The following is a 13,804-nucleotide window of genomic DNA, read 5'->3' as shown; positions in this document are numbered from 1 at the left end:
CCCACTACAGTCCCCCCACCGCTCGTTCGCGCAGCGCCCGCGCCTGCTGCTCCAGGGAGAACAGTTCCCCGGCGAGGCTCAGGTACTCGTCCTTGTTCGCCACCGGGTTGATCCGCTGCACCTTCGACTTCAGCTCCCGGATCCGGGCGGTGACCGCGCCCCACTGCAGCCGGGCGAGGGTCACCGAGACGTAGTGCGGGTCCGGCTCCCGGTCGACGTGCGGCGGCTCGACGGCGAGTTCGCCGACCAGTGCCCGGGCGGCCAGGTCCGGGCAGGCGTCACGGACCTGTTCGATCCAGACCGCGCCGGTCACCGCGACGGCCGCGCCCCCGGCCGTGGCCATCGCCGCGCGGACCCCGGCGTGGACGGGATGCAGGTACACCTCCGGGCCGAGGGTGTCGAACATCGGCCCGGCCAACACCGGCACCTGCAGGCCGAGTTTCAGGGCCTCCCGCTCGACCAGCACCTGCGGGTCGTCGGGTTCGGTGGCCGGCCGGGACGGCGTCGACGCTGCCGACGCCGACCGGTTGCCGGCCGTACGGGGGGGCGGTACCGCGCCGGCGGCGAGCACAGCCCGCTGCACCGGCTCGATCTCCATGCCGAGATCGCCAGCGAGCTTGCGGACGTACTCCGGACGTTTGTCCCGGTCCTTCAGCTTGGCCACCAGCGGCGCCGCCCGGCGCATCGCCTCCACCCGGCCGTCGACGGTGTCCAGGTCGAAACGGCGCAGCACCTGGCGCAGCGCGAAGTCGACCAACGGCTCCCGGCGGGCGACCAGGTCCCGTACGGCGAGGTCGCCCTTTGCCAGCCGCAGGTCACACGGATCCATGTTGTCGGGGCTGACCGCGATGAAGGTCCGCCCGACGAACCGCTGGTCCTCCTCGAATGCACGCAACGCGGCCTTCTGCCCGGCCGCGTCCCCGTCGAAGGTGAAGATGATCTCGCCGGCGACGGCGTCGGTGTCCATCAGCAGCCGACGCAGCACCCCGATGTGATCGGCGCCGAACGCGGTGCCACAGGTCGCCACCGCCGTCGGCACCCCGGCCAGGTGACACGCCATCACGTCGGTGTAGCCCTCGACGATGACCGCCCGACCCTGCCGGGCGATCTCCCGTTTCGCCTGGTCGATGCCGTAGAGGACGTGGGACTTCTTGTAGATCGGGGTTTCCGGGGTGTTCAGGTACTTGGGGCCGTCGTCGTCGTCGAACAACTTGCGGGCACCGAAGCCGATGACGTCGCCGGCGAGGTCGCGGATGGGCCAGAGCAGCCGGCGACGGAACCGGTCGATCAGTGACCCGGACCGGGCCTGGCGGGCCAGCCCGGCGGTGATCAGCTCCTGGGCGGTGTAGCCCTGCTGGCGCAGGTGACGGGTCAGCTCGTCCCAGGCGTCCGGGGCGAAGCCGCAGCCGTACCGTTGCGCGGCGGCCCGGTCGAAGCCGCGGTGGGCGAGAAACTCCCGGGCCGCTCGGGCCCCCGGGCCGGCCAACTGACCGGCGTAGAACTCGGCGGCGGCGGCGTGCGCCGCGATCAGCCGCTGCCGCTGGCCGGACTGCTGGCGGACCGGCGCGGGCCCGGCCTCGATGTAGCGCAGCTGGATGCCGGCGCGGGCCGCCAGGCGCTCCACCGATTCGACGAAGCTGAGGTGTTCGGCCTCCATCAGGAAGGTGATCGCGTCGCCGCCCTTGCCGCACCCGTGGCAGAAGTACACGTTACGGGCCGGTGCGACGGTGAACGACGGGGTCTTCTCGTCGTGGAAGGGGCAGAGCCCTTTGAGGTTGCCGCCGCCGGCCGACTTGAGCGTGACGCTTTCCGAGATGATGTCGGCGATCGACGTCCGCTCGCGTACGAGCGTGATGTCCTCGTCCCGGATCCGACCAGCCATGCCGCCGCGCCACCCCCTTCCCGGTACATCCTGCCCTGCCCCGCCGATCACGGGCCGTGCGGGTGCCCGAGGAGGCACGACGCCCATGCCCGGACCCGCCGTACGCCGACGAACCCCACCCTGACCAGGCAGGCTTCTGTCAATACGCATTTTCCACGCCTCGCCGCAGAACAGACCTTGTCCTTCCCTGTGACCACAGCAATACTGTCTGTGTCGTACCTAGTGGGCCGTTCGCTGGCTTGTTTCTCTTTCTTCACGGTTCACTGTGTCTTGTCTACATTGCCGGTTCCCAGCCCGAAGGAGGAGGCACCCCCATGCCCCAGCTGCTGCCCGAGACGAACGCGCTCGACCACCTGGACGTGATCGCCCTCGACGACGCGCCCCGCCTGTGCGCCCTCTACCGCAGCCGGGACGCCGATCTGGCCCCCGAGGAGGAGCTGCCGCACATCGCCGGGTGGGTGCTCGCCTGGCCGGACGGCTCCGCGCTGACCCTGCTGACCGAGGGCGAACAGCCACGGATCATCTCCGGATCGCTGTCCAACGTCGAGAACTGGTGGTCGGCACTGTTGGCCGCCGACCTCGTCGCGGTCCGGCCGCCGACCGGCAGCTGAGCAGGCCGGCCACGGACCGGCAGCCGGCCGGGCCGACGGGCCGACCGGCCCGGGTGCGTCGCAGCGCTACCCTCCTTGGCCGAGGAGGCGATCCGCATGGCCGACGAGCAGACCCGTCCACCGGAGACCGCGCTGACCATCGCCCTGGCCGAGTACACGCAGTTGCAGGAGGCCAGACGGGCGGTGCACACGGAATCCAACGCCCGCTTCACGTTCTTCCTCGGCGTCGCCTCGGCCGCCACCGCGGTCTCCGCAGGTCTGGTCTCCGCCGGCGGCGCGACGGTGACCACCGGGCGGGCCGCCGCCGCAGGCGCACTCGGCGGCCTCGTCCTGCTGCTCGGGCTGGCGGTCTTCGCCCGGCAGTTGGAGTTCAACGACCGGGCCCGGCGGTACGCGGTCGCCGCCACCGCGATCCGCACCTATCTCGTCCGGCAGGCTCCCGACCTGGCCCCGTACGTCATGATGCCCACCCTTGACGACTCGGGTCCGTTCGCCGCGCAACCGTACCGCCGGGGCTGGCCACGTGACCTGGTCAGCCTCGCGGGCACGGTCGGGCTGCTCAACAGCGCGCTGCTCGCGGCCACCGTCGGACTGCTGGTCGCCCGGGCGGTCCCGGCGTGGGCCGCCGCGACGCTCGGTGCGCTGGTCCTCGTCAGCTGCCTCGCCGCGCACGTGGCGGTGTTCCGCCGCCGGTTGGCGCGCTCGGCCCGCGAGGTGGGTCAGGTCATCGACCGGCGGCCGGCGCTGGCCGCCCGGCCCGCTCCGGTCGACCCGGTCGCCACGCCCGATCCGGTCGCCACGCCCGATCCGGTCAGTCCGGTCGTCACGCCCGCTCCGGTCAGTCCAGAGCCGGCCGGCCGGTGAGCCGCCGGTGCCAGGAGACCGCCGCCGGGTCGGTCAACGACGCCACCTGGTCGATGATCACCCGGGCCCGGGCCCGGTCGTCCGGCGCGGCGACCCACAGCGGCGCGAACACCGGGTCCAGCCCGGCCGGTGCCCGGTCGGTCAACGCCTCGACGAGTTCGGCCAGGATCTCCCGCTGCCGGCGGTACCCCGCCTCGGCGCCGGGCCGGCGCATCACGTACCGCAGCGCCAGTCCTTTGAGCAGGGCGCACCGGGCTCGCACCACCCGGGGCACCACCAGGTCCGCCGCGTACCGCCGCACCGGCAGGCCGCCGGCCTGCTGCCGGGTCGCCGACACCGCCGCCGCGACGAACGCTCCGGTGAGAATGCTGGTCATCCCCTTCAACGCCGCCTGCGCCGGATGGCTGCCGTCGTAGCCCGCGATCGGCCGCAGCGCCGGATGGGCCAGCAGCTCGGCGAGGATCCCGGCCAGGTCGTCGACGGATTCGGTGGAGTAGACCGCAGCCACGTCGGCGGCGAGAGCGTGCTGTTCGTCGCGGTCGGCGATGAGCAGGCCGAGGTCGATGTAGCCGCCGTGGATGCCGTCCTCCAGGTCGTGCACCGAGTAGGCGACGTCGTCGGCCCAGTCCATCACCTGGGCCTCCAGGCAGCGCCGCGTCGGCTCCGGGGCACCGGCGCGCAGCCAGGCGAAGACCGGCTCGTCGTCGGCGTACAGTCCGAACTTGCGCTGATCGGCCTGACGCGGCCAAGGGTACTTGCAGGTCGCGTCGAGCGAGGCGCGGGTGAGGTTCAGCCCGGCCGAGGAGCCGTCCGGCCCCAGCACCTTGGCCTCCAGGCGGGTCAGCACCCGCAACGTCTGCGCGTTGCCCTCGAATCCGCCGATGTCGACGGCCAGGTCGTGCAGTGCCCATTCCCCGTTGTGCCCGAACGGCGGGTGGCCGAGGTCGTGGGCGAGGCCGGCGACGTCGACCACGTCGGGCTCGCAACCGAGCCGCGCACCCATCTCGCGGGCGATCTGCGCGACCTCCAGGGAGTGGGTGAGCCGGGTCCGCGGGACGTCGTCGGCACCGCCGGTCTCGGCGGTGTGCACCTGGGTCCGGGCGGCCAGCCGACGAAATCCCGCGCTGTGCAGCACCCGGGCCCGGTCCCGTTCGTACGGGCTGCGCCCGTACCCGGTGTCCTTCACCGGCTCGGGCACCCAGCGGTCGGTGTCGTCGAGGCCGCCGGGTGCCGGACGGACGGGTGAGGGGGTCACCTTCCGGAGCCTATCGGCCCGGTACCGACCGGAACGGGCAGGTAAAGATTTCCGGATGATTACGTATTTGTGTCGCAATGTTGACGTCGGCCCCTCGGCACCTGCCCGGTCGGTTCACAATCGCAGAGTGGTCGACCAGGGGTGGACGGCCCGTACCAGCCGGCTCGTGCACATCACCGAGGTCCCGACGCCGATGCGGTACGCCGTCGAGGAGCACTGCGCCGGTCAGCTCATGGGCGAGCTGGCCGGCGCGAGTGCCTGCTGCCTGACCGCCATCACCGAGCCCGGCGGGTCCACCGGCACGGTACGGCACCGCCTCGACATCCTGCTCGGTCGGCATCTGCTCAGCGCCGGCGACGGCCCGCACCGGGGGTACGCCCGGTCGGCGCGCCTCACCGCGGTGACGCTCGCCGCGCCGACGCCGTACGGAGTGCTGATCACCGCCCGCTGGCAGGCCCATGGCCGTGCCGAGTCGTGCTGGCTCGGCTTCGGCGACGGCCCGGACGGCCGGACGTTCCTGCTGCTGCTGCGCACGGCGGTGGAGCGGGCCAGCGGGCAGGTTCCGGCGGGAGCCTGCGGGCGAAGCGCACACCGGACCGGCCGGTTCAGCCGCGTCCGTTGAGTACGCAGAACTCGTTGCCCTCCGGATCGGTCAGCACGATCCAGGAGACGTCACCCTGGTCGATGTCGACCCGTCGGGCCCCCATGTCCACCAGCCGCTCCACTTCGGCCGCCTGATCGGCCGCGCGCAGGTCGATGTGCAACCGGTTCTTCAGTTGCTTGCGCTCCGGCACCGGGACGAACACCACACCGGGCAACTGGTCGGGCGACTGTCGAATCTCCACCTCGTCCGCTGCCTCGTGCACGATCTGGTAGCCGAGTGCCTGCGCCCACCACCGGGCGAGCCGGGGCGGGTCGTCGGCATCGACCACCAGGTTCTCCCACTGACTGACCACCTCGGCCACCTCCTGATCTCGGGCGTCGCGCCGCAGCTCACGCCGTTACGGTACGGCGAGTGACGCGGCCGCACGCGGTGACGGCACAAACACCAGGAGCGAGCCGAAGATCGTTCGCAATGGCCGATCAGGTATCAGTTGCTGTCCGATTGCCGATGGTTACGGGCCTGCGCAGTCACATCGCGTGCGGTAGCGTGCCAGGAGCACAACGTCACCGCCACCTCGACCGGACGATGGGATCACGAACGAGTGTCGATGTTCGACCGACCGAGGTGCACCGGCATCCCGCTGACGAACGTGGCGCGACCCCGCGCCCGCCGTCGCGAGGCACGCGATCGACGCCGACTGCCGTGCCGACCGCGGTCGCTGTCCGCCCGACCCGCCGCGCATCCGCCGGCCCGGTCCCACTCCGGTCAGCGACCAGCCACCCGGACGATCGAGTGAAGGAGACGCCGGTGGATACCGACACCGCCATTCTCGCCGAGCTACGCGGACTGCGCCGCCGGTTGCCGCAGGTCACCGGCTCCGTACTGGCCGGCGCGGACGGCCTGCTGATCACCCGTGACCTCAACGGTGCCGACGCCGACAGCATCGCGGCGCTCGCCGCGGCGACTCTCGGGCTCGGCCGCCGGTTCGCCGACACCGCCGGACACGGCGACCTGCAGGAAACCCTCATCCAGGGTAGTCACGGCCAGGTCGGGCTGTACGCCGTCGGCACCCGGGCACTGCTCGCGGTGCTCGCCGCCGCCCAGGTCGAACGGGACCTGCTGCACCGGCACGCCCGCCAGGTCGCCGACCAGGTCGGCGAGCTGCTGCGCGCCCGCCCGGTGACCAACGTCCCGGACCCGGCCCCCCACTTCCTGGACAACCGGGCCCCCTTGGCGGTGCGCACCCCGATGGCGACCCTGCCGTACAACCCCGCGTTGCCGCGCCGCCGGTTCTGACCCGCCTCGCTCGCCCGACGACGACGGAGGCGCAGGCCGGCGCAGAGCGCCAACGCGACGGCCGGGTGCTCCCTGCGGATCGGCGACGACCACCCGGCCACCGTCGTCGGTCAGCGGCTGTCCGAACCGGTCGACTCCACTGTCGCCCGACCGGCCTCCAGCCGGGCGACCGGCACCCGGAACGGTGAGCAGGAGACGTAGTCCAGGCCGGCCGCGTGGAAGAAGTGCACCGAGTCGGGATCCCCGCCGTGCTCGCCGCACACCCCGATCTTCAGTCCGGGCCGGGCCGCCCGACCCTCCTCGACGGCGATCCGTACCAGCCGCCCCACCCCGTCGCGGTCGATCGACTCGAACGGGGAGATACCGAAGATGCCCAGCTCCAGGTAGCGCCAGAAGAAGGCACCCTCGACGTCGTCGCGGGAGAAGCCCCATGCCATCTGGGTCAGGTCGTTGGTGCCGAAGGAGAAGAACTGTGCGGCGCCAGCGAGCTGCCCGGCGGTCAACGCCGCCCGGGGCACCTCGATCATCGTCCCGATCAGGATCTCGACCGACCGCTCCCCCAGTACCTCGGCGATGATCCGGTCGGCCTCCGCCCGTACCGTCTCCAGCTCCTGCACCGCACCGACCAGCGGCACCATGATCTCCGGACGGGGATCGTGCCCGGCGGCGGCCAATTGGGCCGCGGCCTCGGCGATCGCGCGGACCTGCATCGCGAACAGGCCCGGGATGACCAGGCCGAGGCGTACGCCACGCAGACCGAGCATCGGGTTCTGCTCGTGCATCCGCCGGACCGCCGTCAGCAACGCCTCGTCGCGGCCGGCGTCCTGACCCCGCGCGTGCGCCACCGCCACCGATACCGCGAGGTCCTCCAGCGACGGCAGGAACTCGTGCAGCGGCGGATCGATCAGCCGGACGGTCACCGGCAGACCGTCCATCTGGCGGAAGATCTCCGCGAAGTCGGCCCGCTGCCGGGGCAGCAGCTCGGCCAGGGCCGCCGACCGGGCCGCCTCGTCCCGGGCCAGGATCAGCCGTTCCACGAGTTCGCGCCGGTCGCCGAGGAACATGTGTTCGGTGCGGCACAGCCCGATCCCCTCGGCGCCGAACCGCCGGGCGCGGGCCGCGTCGGCACCGGTGTCGGCGTTCGTGCGGACCGCCAGCCGCCGTCGGGTGTCGGCATGCGACAGGATCCGGTGTACGGCGAGCACCAACGGATCGTCGGTGGTCGCCGGGTCGACGGTCCCTTCGAAGTACTGCACCACTTCGGAGGGGCGTACCGGCACCGCACCGAGGTAGAGGCAGCCGCTGGTGCCGTCGATCGACACCAGGTCACCTTCGACCACGGTGTGGTCACCGACGGTGAACCGTCGGGCGGCCTGGTCCACGTCGAGGGTGTCGGCACCACACAGACAGGTCTTGCCCATCCCCCGGGCCACCACGGCGGCGTGGCTGGTCTTGCCGCCCCGGCTGGTCAGAATGCCCTGGGCGGCGATCATGCCGGGCAGGTCGTCCGGGTTGGTCTCCCGCCGCACCAGGATCACCTGCGCACCCTGCCCGGCCAGCTCGACCGCGCGGGCGGAGTCGAAGACGACGGTGCCGACGGCGGCGCCCGGGGAGGCGCCGACCCCGGTGGCGATCGGCTCCGGCGCGCCGGACAGGTCGAAGCAGGGGAACATCAGCTGCGCCAGCTGCGCGCCGTTGACCCGGTGCAGCGCCTCGTCCAGGTCGATGATCCCTTCGTCGACGAGCTGGCTGGCGATGACGAACGCGGCCGCCGCGGTCCGTTTGCCGACCCGGGTCTGCAGCATCCACAGGGTGCCGCGTTCGATGGTGAACTCGATGTCGCACAGGTCCCGGTAGTGGTTCTCCAGCTGGGCCATGATGGCGAGCAGTTCGTCGTACGACCGGGGATCGAGCCGGGCCAGCTCCTGCAGCGGCAGGGTGTTGCGGATGCCGGCGACCACGTCCTCGCCCTGGGCGTTGGCCAGGTAGTCGCCGTAGACGCCCTGGCTGCCGGTGGCCGGGTCCCGGGTGAAGGCCACGCCGGTGCCCGAGTCCGGGCCGAGGTTGCCGAAGACCATCGCCACCACGTTGACGGCGGTGCCCAGATCGGCGGGGATCCGCTCCTGCCGCCGGTAGACGACCGCCCGCTCGGCGTGCCAGGAGTCGAAGACCGCTTGGACCGCCAGGTCGAGCTGCTCGCGCGGGTCCTGCGGGAAGTCACGGCCGGTGTGCGCGAAGAAGATCTTCTGGTACTCGCGGACCAGCCCGCGTAGGTCCTCGGCGGTCAGGCCGAGGTCGTCGTCGGTGCCGACGGCCCGCTTCGCCGCCGACAGCGCCTGGTCGAACTCCTCGGCCGGCACGTGGCAGACCGTACGGCCGAACATCTGGATCAGCCGCCGGTAGGAGTCCCAGGCGAACCGCTCGTCGCCGGCCTGGGCGGCGAGCCCGGCCACGCACGCGTCGTTGAGCCCGACGTTGAGCACCGTCTCCATCATCCCCGGCATGGAGAACTTCGCGCCCGAACGCACCGACACCAGCAGCGGATCGGCCGGGTCACCGAGGCGCTTGCCACGGCGCTGCTCCAGCCGGAGCAGCGCGGCCGAGACCTGCCCCGGCAGGTCCGCCGGGACGGCACCGCGATCGAGGTAGGCCCGGCACGCCTCGGTGGTGATGGTGAACCCGGGCGGGACCGGTAGGCCGAGCCGGGTCATCTCGGCCAGGTTCGCCCCCTTTCCGCCGAGGAGGTCCCGCTGTTGCCGGTCGCCCTCGGTGAAGTCGTAGACGTACCTGGGCTGTGCGGGTGCGCCTGGGCGCGCGCCACCCGTTTCCTCTGCTGCCGCCATCCTGGCCTCCATGAGCCGTTCGACACTGAACGATGGTTCACCAATGGCCATTGGTGGGCGAAGGTTAAGCGACCAGATCGGTTGGCCGACAGTAGTCGGTGACCAGCCGCACAGCACCCGCCAACGGTGCTGCGCGCGGCCCTGCCTGGGAACGTTTCCATGCGCAACACTGCGCACGACGTGGTGTCCCGGGCCACCACGGGTGTGCTCCGGACCACACCTGGCAAGCCCCCCGAACTCAGCCGAAACGGGCGGCGCGGGAACGGCTGTGCGGGAAGGGCGGCTCAGCCGCCGGAGTCAGCCAGCTCCGCGCCGGCCGGCACGGTGTCGTCGTCGCGGCTGGCCAGCCAGCCCGCCGGCAGAAAGACCTTTCCCGGGGAGTTCGTCCGCCCCCTCGGTTGCCCGAGGGCATGGGTCGGAAACGGCTCCGCCGGGTCGAGTTCGCCGAGCAGGTCGTCCAACTCCGCCAGGCCCGACACCATCGCCAGGGCGCGACGCAGCTCACCGCCGACCGGGAAACCCTTCAGATACCAGGCGACGTGCTTGCGGAAATCGGTGCAGCCGTCGCGCTCGGCGACCGCACGGTCGGTCCGCCCGGTGGCGAACCAGTCGACCAGCAGCTCGGCATGCCGACGCATGGTGACGGCCACCGTACCGAGGGTCGGCAGCACCCGGTCGTTCCGGCCGTCGAACGCGGCCGACAGGTCAGCGAACAGCCAGGGCCGGCCCAGGCAGCCGCGACCGACCACGACCCCGTCGGCACCGGTGTGCGCCACCATCCGCAGGGCATCGTCGGCCTCCCAGATGTCGCCGTTGCCCAGCACCGGCACCTGCAGCTCCTGCTTGAGCCGGCCGATCGCGTCCCAGTCGGCGGTGCCCGAGTAGCGCTGTGCGGCGGTCCGCCCGTGCAGCGCCACCGCCGCCACCCCGGCCTCCTGAGCGGCCAGCCCCGCCTCGACGTACGTCAGGTGGTCGTCGTCGATGCCCTTGCGCATCTTGACCGTCACCGGCACCCCGGCCGGGGCCGCCGCCCGCACCGCGCCGGTGACGATCCGGCTGAACAGCCGGTGCCGCCAGGGCAGCGCCGCCCCGCCGCCGCGGCGGGTCACCTTCGGCACCGGGCAGCCGAAGTTCAGGTCGATGTGATCGGCCAGGTCACGCTCCACGACGATCCGTACGGCGGCCGCCGTCACCTGCGGGTCGACCCCGTACAGCTGGATGCTGCGGGGACGCTCCGACGGCGCGAACGCGATCATGCGCAGGGTCTTGGGGTTGCGCTCCACCAGCGCCTGCGTGGTGATCATCTCGCAGACGTACAGCCCGCCGCCCTGCTCGCGGCACAGCCGCCGGAACGCGACGTTGGTGATGCCGGCCATCGGGGCCAGCACCACCGGCGGCCACACCTGGTACGGGCCGAGCGGCAACGGCGCTCGGACGGGGGCGGCGGCCTGCGGCAGGGTGACGGACACGCCGTCCAGGATTCCACGCGGGCCGGGGCAGCACGCCGGCACCCGGCCGGTCGGCACGCCGGTGGACCGACCCGCCCACCGGTCAGCCGGTGGGCAGCCGCTCCAGCAGGTAGCGCTCGACCTGGTCCAACGCGACCCGTTGCTGGGCCATGGTGTCCCGGTCCCGGACGGTCACCGCGTCGTCGGCGAGCGTGCCGAAATCGACGGTGACGCAGTACGGCGTACCGATCTCGTCCTGCCGGCGGTACCGGCGGCCGATCGCCTGCGAGTCGTCGAACTCCACCACCCAACGGCGGCGCAGCGCGACGCTCAGATCACGGGCCTTCGGCGACAGGTCGGAGTTGCGTGACAACGGCAGCACCGCCACCTTCACCGGGGCGAGCCGGGGATCGAAGCGCAACACGGTCCGCTTGTCGACGCCACCCTTCGTGTTCGGTGCCTCGTCCTCGTCGTAGGCCGCCAGTAGGAACGCGAAGACGGCTACCGTCAGGTTGGCCGCCGGTTCGATCGCGTACGGCACCCACCGCTCACCACGGTCCTGATCGAAGTAGGACAGATCCGCCCCGGAGTGCTTGGCGTGGACGGTGAGGTCGTGATCGGCGCGGTTGGTCACGCCTTCCAGCGCGACGAACTCCGGTCCGGCACCGCCGAACCGGTACTCGATCTCCACGAGGCGCTTGGCATGCTGCGGCAGGGCACTCGTCGAGGGTTCGCGGCGGCGCAACCGGTCCGGCGCGAGACCCAGATCGACGTACCAGTCCCAGCGCTGCTGGACCCAGTACTCGAGCCATTCGTCGTCGGCACCCGGCTCGACGAAGTACTCCAGCTCCATCCGTTCCAGCTCGCGGCTGGCCAGCAGGAACTCCCCCGGCCCGGCGAAGTGGCGGAAGGAGCGGCCGGCCTGGGCGATGCCGAACGGCGGCTTCTTGCGCGCGGCGATCATCACGTTGGCGAAGTTGACGAAAGTCCCGGTGGCGGCCTCCGGCCGCAGGTAGTACGGGTACTCGGCGGCGGTCCGACGCGCGTTCGAGGCACCGAGCAGCCCGCTGACCTGATCCGGGTCGGTGAAGCTGCCCCGGCTGGCACAGTTCGGACAGGTGAGTTCGGTCAACGCCGCTGGCGGTCGGCCCGCCTGCCGGGTGTACGCCCCGACCATGCCGTCGAGCGGCTGCGCCGAGTCACAGGACCGGCACCGCGCACTGGTGCGGGTGTGGGCGTCGAGCATTCCGGACGCGGCGATCACCGCACGGGCCTGCAACACCGCCGAGTCGAGCCCGACGACGTCGTCGCGGTGCTGGACCATGGTCCGCCACCACTGCCGACGCAGATGCTCCTTGAGCTCGACGCCGAGTGGCCCGTAGTCCCAGGCGAACGGTTCACCACCGTAGATCTCGCCGGACGGGAAGACGAAGCCCCGCCGGTGGGCGAGACTCACCACGGCGTCGAAACGGTCGGCTGACATGCGCTGCTCCTACGCCGGCTGGCTGCCAGCGGGGACGTGCGGGTGGACGGTCACGGCAGATGTTCGGCAGGCTACTCCTCGATGCCGCAGACCTCTAGCTCACCGGTGCCGGTGTCCTGGTTCAACGACACCCGCAGGGTGTCCGCTCCGCCCTGGCGGTAGGTCACCTCCACCGGTACGACGATCCGGCTGGTGACCGAGACCTGGCCGACCTCGTAGGCGGCGATCTCGGGCTCGGCGGCGAGCCGGTCGGTGAACTCGTCGAGGCTCTCCCGGCGTTGCGCCTCGGCACAGAGCATCCCGTACGCGGCACCGAACTGCTGTTGGCTGACCGCGTCGAAGTAGTCGTCCACCGCGACCTGGGCCTGCTCGTTGATCGCCTCCCCGCCGGTAATGATCAGTCCGACCAGGGCGATCGTGCCACCACCGCAGCAGATCAGTACGGCGAGCGCCGCAACGCTGAGGCCGATCCAGAGTCGGGCGCTGCGGCCCTCCACCGGCGGTGCCGCGAACGGCGGGGCCGCTCCAGGACCGGCGGGCACCTGGTACGGGGCACCCGGGTCAGCCGGCGGGGTCGGGGCCGGCGGGTCGGTGGCGGCCGCCACCGGGGCCTGCACCGGGGCCGGATCGACGCTGACGGTCGGATCGGCGCTGGCGGCCGGGGCCGGGGACACCGGCGACTGGCGGTCCGGCGGCTCCCACGGTGAGGGTGCCGCCCACGGCGACCCAGCGGGTACGGCGGACGGCGGGAGGGGGCGCTCCGGTCCGGGATCGGTCATGCCGACAGGGTAGTTGCCCGGCCAATCACCGACCGGGCTCCATGGCCCGATCGCTGGCGTACGCCACGGGTTCCCCGCCCGGCGCCGCGTCGACCAGCACCTCGAACGCCGACGGCTCGTCGAGCGATTCGGCCAGCAACGGCGTGGCGTCGACCTTCACCGTGAAGCTGCCCAGGGCACGTCGGTAGGCGCCGACCGACTCCCATTCGGTCATCAGGCACCAGCTCTGTGGATCCTCCAGCGCGCAGGTCAACGCGCCGCGCTGGTAGCCGGTGCAGGCCGCCAACGCCCGCAGCGCCACCTGTGCGCGATCGACGAAACTCGTCGCGTCGGTCTGCGGCACGGTGAACCGGTTGACCACCAGCACGCGGGTCTCCTCACTGGCTCGAGTCTGTCGGGAACTGACTACAGTTTGTCGGATGCAGCCTACGCAGTCGTCGGGTTCGGCCCGGCTCGGGCGGATCAACCCGACCGGGGCGTTCCTGGTCGCGCTCGGACTCGTCCTGGTGGGTCTGTTCGCACCTGGGGTGATCGGCGGGGCGGCGCTGCTGGTGCTGGCCGGCGGGCTGGCCTGGCTGCTGCGGTCGACCTGGGCGGCGGTGCCACCGGCGGGGCGGCTGCTGCGGCTGCTGACCGTGACGCTGCTGGTCGCGGTCGCCCTGGCCAAGATCTTCTAGCCGATCGCTGGAGTACGTCGCTCAGGCCGCCGAGCAGGGGCAACCCATGCAACCATGCGTTT

At 72.0% G+C, this 13,804-nt stretch carries 13 protein-coding genes; 5 read left to right on the top strand and 8 right to left on the bottom strand.

The window, feature by feature from the left end; translation table 11 throughout:
* Positions 1-4: 4 nt before the first annotated feature.
* A complete protein-coding gene (gene dnaG, locus ACN28F_RS25435; protein ID WP_289210374.1) occupies positions 5-1,882 on the bottom strand; it encodes a DNA primase in 1,878 nt (625 codons plus the stop codon).
* A gap of 314 nt (positions 1,883-2,196) precedes the next feature.
* Between dnaG and ACN28F_RS25430 the strand changes: the two genes are divergently transcribed.
* Positions 2,197-2,493 carry a hypothetical protein gene (locus ACN28F_RS25430; RefSeq protein WP_289210373.1) on the top strand — a complete coding sequence of 99 codons (297 nt, stop codon included), beginning with the start codon at positions 2,197-2,199 and terminating at the stop codon, positions 2,491-2,493.
* 96 nt (positions 2,494-2,589) lie between these two features.
* Positions 2,590-3,357 (top strand): hypothetical protein, encoded by a 768-nt coding sequence (locus ACN28F_RS25425; protein ID WP_421360017.1) that lies wholly within the window; start codon positions 2,590-2,592, stop codon positions 3,355-3,357.
* Here ACN28F_RS25425 and ACN28F_RS25420 read toward each other — a convergent pair.
* Positions 3,332-4,612 carry a deoxyguanosinetriphosphate triphosphohydrolase gene (locus tag ACN28F_RS25420; RefSeq protein ID WP_421360015.1) on the bottom strand — a complete coding sequence of 427 codons (1,281 nt, stop codon included), beginning with the start codon at positions 4,610-4,612 and terminating at the stop codon, positions 3,332-3,334. The genes ACN28F_RS25425 and ACN28F_RS25420 overlap by 26 nt on opposite strands.
* Before the next feature lie 127 nt (positions 4,613-4,739).
* Here ACN28F_RS25420 and ACN28F_RS25415 point away from each other — a divergent pair, with 127 nt between their 5' ends.
* Positions 4,740-5,234 carry a hypothetical protein gene (locus ACN28F_RS25415; protein WP_421360013.1) on the top strand — a complete coding sequence of 165 codons (495 nt, stop codon included), beginning with the start codon at positions 4,740-4,742 and terminating at the stop codon, positions 5,232-5,234.
* On the opposite strand, the gene ACN28F_RS25410 is transcribed toward ACN28F_RS25415, so the two are convergent.
* Positions 5,218-5,568, bottom strand: a complete 351-nt coding sequence (locus ACN28F_RS25410) for a VOC family protein (protein ID WP_289210370.1) — start codon at positions 5,566-5,568, stop codon at positions 5,218-5,220. The genes ACN28F_RS25415 and ACN28F_RS25410 overlap by 17 nt on opposite strands.
* Positions 5,569-6,023: 455 nt before the next feature.
* Here ACN28F_RS25410 and ACN28F_RS25405 point away from each other — a divergent pair, with 455 nt between their 5' ends.
* The gene (locus ACN28F_RS25405; protein WP_421360011.1) at positions 6,024-6,512 is read left to right on the top strand and encodes a roadblock/LC7 domain-containing protein; all 489 of its coding nucleotides are present in this window, start codon (positions 6,024-6,026) and stop codon (positions 6,510-6,512) included.
* Between the two features lie 110 nt (positions 6,513-6,622).
* Here the strand turns inward: ACN28F_RS25405 and ppdK are convergent, their stop codons facing one another.
* The 5 genes from ppdK to ACN28F_RS25380 form a co-directional block, all read right to left on the bottom strand.
* Positions 6,623-9,355 (bottom strand): pyruvate, phosphate dikinase, encoded by a 2,733-nt coding sequence (gene ppdK / locus ACN28F_RS25400; protein ID WP_289210368.1) that lies wholly within the window; start codon positions 9,353-9,355, stop codon positions 6,623-6,625.
* 284 nt (positions 9,356-9,639) lie between these two features.
* Positions 9,640-10,812 carry a tRNA dihydrouridine synthase DusB gene (gene dusB / locus ACN28F_RS25395; RefSeq protein ID WP_289210887.1) on the bottom strand — a complete coding sequence of 391 codons (1,173 nt, stop codon included), beginning with the start codon at positions 10,810-10,812 and terminating at the stop codon, positions 9,640-9,642.
* A gap of 94 nt (positions 10,813-10,906) precedes the next feature.
* Positions 10,907-12,286, bottom strand: a complete 1,380-nt coding sequence (locus ACN28F_RS25390; protein WP_289210367.1) for a glycine--tRNA ligase — start codon at positions 12,284-12,286, stop codon at positions 10,907-10,909.
* A 71-nt stretch (positions 12,287-12,357) separates the two neighbouring features.
* Positions 12,358-13,065 (bottom strand): hypothetical protein, encoded by a 708-nt coding sequence (locus ACN28F_RS25385; protein WP_289210366.1) that lies wholly within the window; start codon positions 13,063-13,065, stop codon positions 12,358-12,360.
* 25 nt (positions 13,066-13,090) lie between these two features.
* The gene (locus tag ACN28F_RS25380; RefSeq protein WP_289210365.1) at positions 13,091-13,432 is read right to left on the bottom strand and encodes an antibiotic biosynthesis monooxygenase family protein; all 342 of its coding nucleotides are present in this window, start codon (positions 13,430-13,432) and stop codon (positions 13,091-13,093) included.
* Between the two features lie 52 nt (positions 13,433-13,484).
* Here ACN28F_RS25380 and ACN28F_RS25375 point away from each other — a divergent pair, with 52 nt between their 5' ends.
* Positions 13,485-13,742, top strand: a complete 258-nt coding sequence (locus ACN28F_RS25375) for a DUF6703 family protein (RefSeq protein ID WP_289210364.1) — start codon at positions 13,485-13,487, stop codon at positions 13,740-13,742.
* The last annotated feature ends 62 nt before the right edge of the window (positions 13,743-13,804 follow it).

This window comes from Solwaraspora sp. WMMA2101, assembly GCF_049179175.1.
GTDB lineage: Bacteria > Actinomycetota > Actinomycetes > Mycobacteriales > Micromonosporaceae > Micromonospora_E.
The sequence above is the reverse complement of the archived record's forward strand: the minus strand, read 5'-3'. Positions and strand labels throughout refer to the sequence as shown.

Excerpts from the sequence above, each read along its gene's own strand:
- ACN28F_RS25390 (WP_289210367.1), bottom strand. The coding sequence starts at position 12,286 with ATGTCAGCCGACCGTTTCGACGCCGTGGTGAGTCTCGCCCACCGGCGG.
- ppdK (WP_289210368.1), bottom strand. The coding sequence starts at position 9,355 with ATGGCGGCAGCAGAGGAAACGGGTGGCGCGCGCCCAGGCGCACCCGCA.
- ACN28F_RS25375 (WP_289210364.1), top strand. The coding sequence starts at position 13,485 with ATGCAGCCTACGCAGTCGTCGGGTTCGGCCCGGCTCGGGCGGATCAAC.
- ACN28F_RS25385 (WP_289210366.1), bottom strand. The coding sequence starts at position 13,065 with ATGACCGATCCCGGACCGGAGCGCCCCCTCCCGCCGTCCGCCGTACCC.
- ACN28F_RS25430 (WP_289210373.1), top strand. The coding sequence starts at position 2,197 with ATGCCCCAGCTGCTGCCCGAGACGAACGCGCTCGACCACCTGGACGTG.
- ACN28F_RS25425 (WP_421360017.1), top strand. The coding sequence starts at position 2,590 with ATGGCCGACGAGCAGACCCGTCCACCGGAGACCGCGCTGACCATCGCC.
- dnaG (WP_289210374.1), bottom strand. The coding sequence starts at position 1,882 with ATGGCTGGTCGGATCCGGGACGAGGACATCACGCTCGTACGCGAGCGG.